Annotated in this window: 1 pseudogene; it reads left to right on the top strand. The window is 58.2% G+C overall.

The window, feature by feature from the left end:
- A pseudogene (locus ACXJL8_RS41385) lies at positions 1-435 on the top strand (hypothetical protein); the annotation flags it as partial.
- Positions 436-1,297 lie beyond the last annotated feature (862 nt).

The raw sequence follows: 1,297 nt of genomic DNA, 5'->3' as shown, positions 1-1,297 counted from the left end.
GATTATAGTAAGAATCGGAAAGATCCGGCGGATTCAGCTGCTACGATCGATAAATTGGCAGCCGCTGCGGAAACATCAAAAAGCGCCTATGATAATTTTCGCCGCGTGCTGCGTAAGACGGAAGCAACGCAACAACAATCCACGCCGGTTTTTGAGGCGAGTCTCGTCACCGGGGCGTCCCCTCCTTTGAGGGCAAGTGCGCCARAACCTAGAAACGTGCTCGGAATAGCGATCGGTGGAGGACTACTTCTTGGCATCGCTATCGCAATGCTGCGCGATCTCTTCGATCGAGGCATCCGCGTGAGCGGGCGGGAACATCGTCTAAGCACAGAGGAGGGCACGATCGAGCGACCGCTTCCGGACGCGTTTCGACCGGATCATCAATCCGAAGCATCGGCAAAGGTAACGTCGGTACGCCTCACGGGTTCAGGGTGAAGAGTGCCATCGTCGCCGACGATCGGCATCCGCCAGGCCGGAACACGAAGGCGTGCAGGCGCCATGGGGCGGGCAGGATTAGGCGCACTGGCATCCTCAACCAGGCAAGGACGAGGCGAAGGTTGTCTCGGCGCGTTTGAGGATGCGCAGATACGATTGCCGCAGCTTGAGGCCGTGCTGGCGGCCAGGCTTGAGCCCCTGATCGCCGCATGGACGAGCTTGGCGTCGGTCGGGAACTTCGGACCACGCTTGGGAAGCTTGATGCGCGCTTCTTTCAACTTGGGATCGTAGTGGGCATTGACGCTGTCAGCGCCGACCATTTCGCGACCATTAGCCAAAAGCCGTCGAGCAACGTGAAAACCATTGAATCACCAGTACCTTGTCGTTCGGCATCTCAGGTCCGGATCAGAGCCGCCACAGTCGAATGACGGCGGGCTTTGCGGGCATCGCGCAGCAGCCGCTGGAGTTGCGCCATGGCGGTTTCTGTCGGGTTTACGCCAGACGCCGATGCCAAAGTATTACTCACGAAGAGCAACGGGGCGAGACGCTGCATCCACTGGGGAGCGCCGCCTCCCGTTGCGTCAACGAGCCAACTGGGCTCCAATCAACACAGGCCGAGTCAGAGGTCTGGTCAGCGAGCATCGTGCTGTGTGTGATTCCACTCAATCGACAATCAATGAGTCCTCGTGATGCGCATCCTAGTGATCACACATAAACGGCTCGCTAGCCTCCACAACGGCCATGATCTTCGCGTGTGGCACCTGTGCCGTGAATTAGCGAAGCGGCATGAGCTGTACCTTTTGACTGTTAATCTCAGTTCGCTCGATAAGTTCAATGACGGCCTGGTCGGTTTGGCCGATGT

This window comes from Bradyrhizobium sp. P5_C11_2 (genome assembly GCF_054049755.1).
This window is presented reverse-complemented; position numbering and strand designations above follow the sequence as displayed.